Genomic DNA, 6,044 nt, shown 5'->3' on the forward strand with positions numbered 1-6,044 from the left:
GCAGGTGTCATTTGTATCTATTCGAAAGCTTAAATCGCATCATTGAAGGCTATTTGCCGCCGGAACAGATTGAATTGGTCAAGCAGGCATATATCGTTGCCCGTGATGCCCACGAGGGCGTAACCCGTTCCAGCGGCGAGCCGTATATTACCCACCCTGTGGCGGTGGCGTCGATTATCGCTGAGATGAAACTGGATCACGAAGCGGTGATGGCAGCGTTGCTGCATGATGTGATCGAAGATACGCCTTACACCGAAGAACAACTAACCCAATCGTTTGGGCGTAGTGTGGCGGAGATCGTTGAAGGCGTTTCGAAGCTGGATAAATTGAAATTCAGAACCCGTAAAGAAGCCGAAACCGAAAATTTCCGCAAAATGATTTTGGCGATGACTAAAGATATTCGGGTGGTATTGATCAAACTCGCCGATCGTACTCACAATATGCGAACGTTGGGATCATTGCGTCCCGACAAGCGGCGACGTATTGCCAAAGAGACTTTGGAAATCTACAGTCCACTGGCACATCGCTTAGGGATCGAACACATTAAAAACGAATTGGAAGATCTCGGCTTTGAGGCATTGCATCCCAATCGTTATCAAGTGCTACAAAAAGTGATCCAAGCTGCGCGTGGCAACCGCAAAGAGATGATTCAACGAATCGCTGACGAAATTAAAGGGCGCTTGGACGATGTTGGCATCCAGGCGCGGGTATTCGGACGTGAGAAACATCTGTATTCGATTTACCAGAAAATGCGTTTAAAAGAGCAGCGTTTTCACTCGATTATGGATATTTATGCCTTTCGATCAATAGTGCATGACGTGGATACCTGCTACCGTGTGCTTGGGCAAATGCATGGTTTGTATAAACCGCGCCCGGGGCGAGTGAAAGATTATATTGCAATTCCGAAAGCCAACGGTTACCAATCGTTGCACACTTCGATGATCGGGCCACACGGCGTGCCGGTTGAAGTGCAGATCCGAACCGAAGATATGGATCAGATGGCGGAAATGGGGGTGGCGGCACACTGGGCATATAAACAAGGCAGCGAAGTAAAAAATACCACCGCACAAATTCGCGCCCAACGTTGGCTGCAAAGTTTGATTGAATTGCAGCAAAGTTCCGGTAATTCGTTGGAATTTATCGAAAGCGTAAAATCGGATATGTTCCCGGACGAAATTTATGTGTTTACGCCGAAAGGGCGAATCGTCGAGTTACCGACCGGAGCAACTGCGATTGATTTTGCTTATGCGGTACATTCCGATATCGGTCAAACCTGCATTGGCGCCCGAGTTGATCGCGTGCCCTATCCATTGTCGCAACCGCTGGAAAGCGGGCAAACGGTGGAGGTGATCACAGCACCATCCGCTCGTCCAAGTGCAGGTTGGTTGAATTTTGTGGTTACAGCCAAGGCGCGTTCTAAAATCCGCCAGACTTTGAAAAGCCTGCGCCGTGACGAGTCGGTAGTGCTGGGCAAACGCCAGTTAATTCATTCGCTTTCGCCATATAAATTAGACGATATCGATCAGCTGCGACTGCAACGCATGCTGGCGGAAATGAAGTTGGATACGTTTGATGATTTATTAGCAGAAATTGGCCTGGGTAATCATATGAGTGCGGTAATTGCACATGCGCTACTCGGCGAAAAGATTGCGATTGATACCGACGGCATTCCGAATAATCAACGTGATTCAAATAATTTGGTGATTAAAGGGGCGGAAGGTCTGCTGACCAGTTGCGCCAAATGTTGTCATCCGGTGCCGGGTGATCCAATTATTGCTTTTGTCAGTCCCGGCAAAGGTTTGGTAGTACACCATGCGTCCTGCTCCAATATCGTGCGTGAGAGCCAAAATCAACCGGAACATTTTACCTCGGTCGAGTGGGAAAAAAGTGAAAATACAGCGGAATTTGATGCGGAATTGCGGATTGAAGTGGTGAATAAACAAGGCATTCTGGCCAATTTGACGTCGGCAATCGCCACCACCGGCAGCAATATCAAAAGTATTGTCACAGAAGAGCGTGAAGGACGCGTCTATTTTGTTACACTACTGATTGCAACCCACAATCTTACGCAGCTTAACAGTATCATTAAAAAACTCAGCTCGGTTTCCGGTGTGATTGAGATCGTTCGCAATATCAACGAATAAGGCTGAATACATGAAAGAGCAACTGCTGGACGCTATTTCGCTTACCGCACTTGCCGGTGTCGGAGCAGTGGTTGCCGCCAAATTGGCGAAGATCAATATCAACAATGTACAAGATCTGTTGTTTCATCTACCTAGCCGTTATGAAGACCGCACTCGGATTACTCCGCTGATCGATATTCGCCCTGACAGCTACGCCACTATCGAAGGCATGGTGCAGAGCTGTGAGGTGACTTTCGGTAAACGTCCGATTTTAACTGTTACCCTATCGGACGGCAGCAGTAAAATTGCGTTGCGATTTTTTAATTTTAACGCAGGTATGAAGAACAGCCTGCAAAATGGCGTTCGGGTCAAAGCTTTCGGCGAAATTAAACGCGGACGCTTCATGGCAGAAATGCACCACCCGCAATATCAAATTATTCGCAACGATCAGCCTCTGATGCTGGAAGAAAATCTAACCCCGATTTACCCGACCACGGAAGGGCTGCGCCAGACCGCACTTCGCAATTTAACCGACCAAGCATTAAAACTGTTGCAGGCGACACCAGTCAACGAATTATTACCATTGCAATATAATCCGCATAAAATCAGCCTGAAAGAGGCATTGGTTTTTTTGCATCGACCGCCGCCGGCAATCTCTTCCGAGCAACTGCAACAAGGCAACCACCCGGCACAATTACGGCTTATTTATGAAGAGCTGCTGGCACATAATCTGGCGATACAAAAAAGCCGCATCGAAACCCGTCGTTTAACGGCGCTCAGCCTGCATCAAAAAGCGGCTTTGTTGCAAGATTTTTTAGCGCAGCTGCCGTTTAGTCCCACCACAGCACAACAACGGGTGAGTGCCGAAATTGAGCAAGATTTAAGGCAACATGAACCGATGATGCGCTTGGTGCAGGGCGATGTTGGATCCGGCAAAACGCTGGTTGCGGCACTGGCGGCGCTGGTGGCAATCGGCAATCAGAAACAGGTAGCACTGATGGCGCCGACCGAAATTCTGGCAGAACAGCATGCGCAAAATTTCCGCCGTTGGTTTGAACCTTTGGGAATTGAGGTCGGCTGGCTGGCGGGCAAAGTCAAAGGCAAAGCGCGGCAAACGGAGCTGGAGCGGATCAAGTGCGGTCACGTAAAAATGATTGTCGGCACTCATGCATTATTTCAAGAGGAAGTTGAGTTTCACGATCTGGCTCTGGTGATTATTGACGAACAGCACCGGTTTGGCGTGCATCAACGGCTAATGTTGCGCGAAAAAGGGTTGAAAAACGGTTACTATCCACACCAATTAATTATGACCGCAACGCCGATTCCGAGAACGTTAGCCATGACAGTGTATGCGGATTTAGACACTTCAATTATTGATGAATTGCCGCCGGGACGTACCCCAATTCAAACGATTGTGGTATCGGAAGAACGGCGTGATGAAATTGTGCAGCGTATCGATCAGGCATGTCATAATGAAAACCGTCAGGCATATTGGGTGTGTACCCTGATTGAAGAATCCGAAGTGTTGGAAGCACAGGCAGCGGAAGCGATCATGCAGGATCTACAGCGGGCGTTACCGCACTTAGCCATCGGATTGGTGCATGGGCGAATGAAACCGCAAGAAAAACAACAGATTATGCAGCAGTTTAAGGACGGGGAACTAAATTTGTTGGTGGCAACCACGGTAATTGAAGTCGGGGTTGATGTCCCCAATGCCAGCTTAATGATTATTGAAAATGCCGAACGCTTAGGATTGTCGCAACTGCACCAATTACGTGGACGGGTCGGGCGTGGCAGTATCGATTCATATTGTGTACTTATGTATAAACCGCCGCTCGGCAAGGTTTCGCGCCAGCGTTTGCAAGTGTTGCGTGACAGTCAGGACGGATTTGTGATTGCCGAAAAAGATTTGCAGATTCGTGGACCGGGCGAAGTGCTAGGCACGAAACAGACCGGAATTGCCGAATTTAAAATTGCCAGCCTAATGCGTGATCGTAAACTGATTCCGTTGGTGCAACATAATGCACGTAAAATTATTGAAGAATATCCGAGCTGCGTCGATGGCTTGATTAAGCGCTGGTTAGATCAACGGACGATGTATGGCAATGCTTAATTTGGTGCAACAATACCGCACTTTAATTCAAAGTGCGGTCTGGCAAGATGAAGCATTAATCGCACCATTGACTCCTGCCGAGCAGGAGTGGCTGCTGTGTTCGGATTCGCTGACGGCAAAACTGAAAGCAAAGTGTCAGCAATTTGAGGTCGAATTGTTATCTCAAAACTGGCAGCAAGATTTAGCAAAAAGTGAAAGTGCGGTTTTGCCGGCAGATCAATCATATTTAATTCGTGAAGTGTTTTTGCACGGTGATCGGCAGCGTTGGGTGTTCGCCCGCACTGTGATCCCACAGCAGCTTTGCCGCCAATTTCCGCAATTAATGCTATTGGGAGCAAAGCCGTTAGGTGAATTTCTGTTCGAGCAAAAGCTAGGGCGTAGCGGATTACAATGGAGCAAAAGCAAAAATTTATCCGCCAGACGCTCTTTGTTTTACGTCCAAACCGGTGGTGAAACCACTATTGCTAAGCCATCATTGGGATTGTTGGTGACAGAGCTGTTTTTAAAGGATTTTGGTTATTTACATGAATAAAGCAACAAAATTACCCACTATTTTAGTATTTGATTCAGGTGTCGGCGGACTGACGGTTTACCATGAAATCAAGCAATTATTGCCGAATAACCACTATTTTTATTGTTTGGATAATGCGTTTTTTCCGTACTCAGAAAAAACCGAACAGCAGATTATTGACCGCACTTTGCTAATATGTCGCAAATTAGTTGAACAATATCCGATAGATTTGGTGGTGATAGCTTGCAATACCGCAAGTACCGTAGTGCTGCCGACATTACGCCAGCATTTGCCATCACATATCAGTATTGTCGGTACCGTACCGGCAATAAAACCGGCAGCAAAAATTTCACAAACTAAACATATCGGGCTGTTGGCAACCAAAGGTACGGTGAAACGCGCCTATACCGAAGCGTTGATCAAGGCTTATGCCACAGATTGCCAAGTGGAAAAAATAGGCACTACCGAATTGGTAGAGTTGGCTGAAAACAAATTGCGCGGTGATTCGGTGGATTTGGGCAAATTGCGTAATATCATCAAACCATGGATTGAACTGAAACAGTTGGATACGGTGATTTGGGGCTGTACACATTTCCCCCTACTAGAAAATGAACTGAAACTTTGTTTACCACAGGTAAAATATTTTGTTGATTCGGGGAAAGCAGTTGCGAAGCGGGTCAAATTTTTGCTGGAAGAAAAAGCCTATCCTACAACGGCAGAAATGAACCATAATCAGCAGAATCTTATTTTTGCAACCGCAGCCATCGGAAATATTTTCGGATTTAATAATATGATGCAACGTTACGGTTTCAGTGAACTAAAATATCTTGACTAATATGCTGGTATATAAAAAGCGCTAAAATAGCGAATAAAATAAACAACTTGCTTAATTAGTTACCATGTAGGTTACTTTTTTAAAAAAAGATCCCTTTTTCGGAAAAAAGATCTTGCGAAAAAATATAAGCTCCCTATAATGCGCACCCACTGACAACGACAATGTGAATACATGGTTTAAGTCAGAAAATTTTAGCAAAAAGTTTGCAAAAACTTCTTGACGAAAAATAAGGATTCGGTAGAATATCAATCCTTTCCGATTTTCAAAATGGAAATGTGGAAAACTGTTCTTTAACAATATATCAGACAATCTGTGTGGGCACTTGTGCAAGACATTGGTAAAGTCTTACTGAGTTTCAGTGGGACGTAAAAAATAAACTAAAGTCTTAATGAGTGCTGATAGTAAATTCATAATGAAACTTTTGGAGTTTCAAAATTATAGTCAGAAATTCATTGAGCGATT

At 45.7% G+C, this 6,044-nt stretch carries 4 protein-coding genes; all 4 read left to right on the forward strand.

Annotated elements, in window-relative coordinates:
- Positions 1-11: 11 nt before the first annotated feature.
- From spoT to murI, 4 genes are read left to right on the forward strand one after another with little or no spacing between them, the layout of a single operon-like run.
- Positions 12-2,144 carry a bifunctional GTP diphosphokinase/guanosine-3',5'-bis pyrophosphate 3'-pyrophosphohydrolase gene (spoT, locus tag EDC16_RS10525; RefSeq protein WP_132967810.1) on the forward strand — a complete coding sequence of 711 codons (2,133 nt, stop codon included), beginning with the start codon at positions 12-14 and terminating at the stop codon, positions 2,142-2,144.
- 10 nt (positions 2,145-2,154) lie between these two features.
- Entirely contained in the window at positions 2,155-4,236 is a 2,082-nt protein-coding gene (gene recG / locus EDC16_RS10530) for an ATP-dependent DNA helicase RecG (protein ID WP_132967811.1), read from the forward strand.
- Positions 4,223-4,768: a chorismate--pyruvate lyase family protein gene (locus tag EDC16_RS10535; protein WP_132967812.1), complete on the forward strand. Its 546-nt coding sequence runs from the start codon at positions 4,223-4,225 to the stop codon at positions 4,766-4,768. The genes recG and EDC16_RS10535 overlap by 14 nt, the downstream gene beginning before the upstream one ends.
- Complete coding sequence (murI, locus tag EDC16_RS10540; protein ID WP_132967813.1) at positions 4,761-5,582, forward strand: glutamate racemase; 822 nt, start codon at positions 4,761-4,763, stop codon at positions 5,580-5,582. The genes EDC16_RS10535 and murI overlap by 8 nt, the downstream gene beginning before the upstream one ends.
- Positions 5,583-6,044: the final 462 nt, after the last annotated feature.

Source organism: Testudinibacter aquarius, from assembly GCF_004342725.1.
GTDB classification, from domain to species: Bacteria; Pseudomonadota; Gammaproteobacteria; order Enterobacterales; family Pasteurellaceae; genus Chelonobacter; species Chelonobacter aquarius.

Bases quoted from the DNA above. Each gene is read 5' to 3' on its own strand.
- recG (WP_132967811.1), top strand. From the start codon at position 2,155: ATGAAAGAGCAACTGCTGGACGCTATTTCGCTTACCGCACTTGCCGGT.
- EDC16_RS10535 (WP_132967812.1), top strand. From the start codon at position 4,223: ATGGCAATGCTTAATTTGGTGCAACAATACCGCACTTTAATTCAAAGT.
- murI (WP_132967813.1), top strand. From the start codon at position 4,761: ATGAATAAAGCAACAAAATTACCCACTATTTTAGTATTTGATTCAGGT.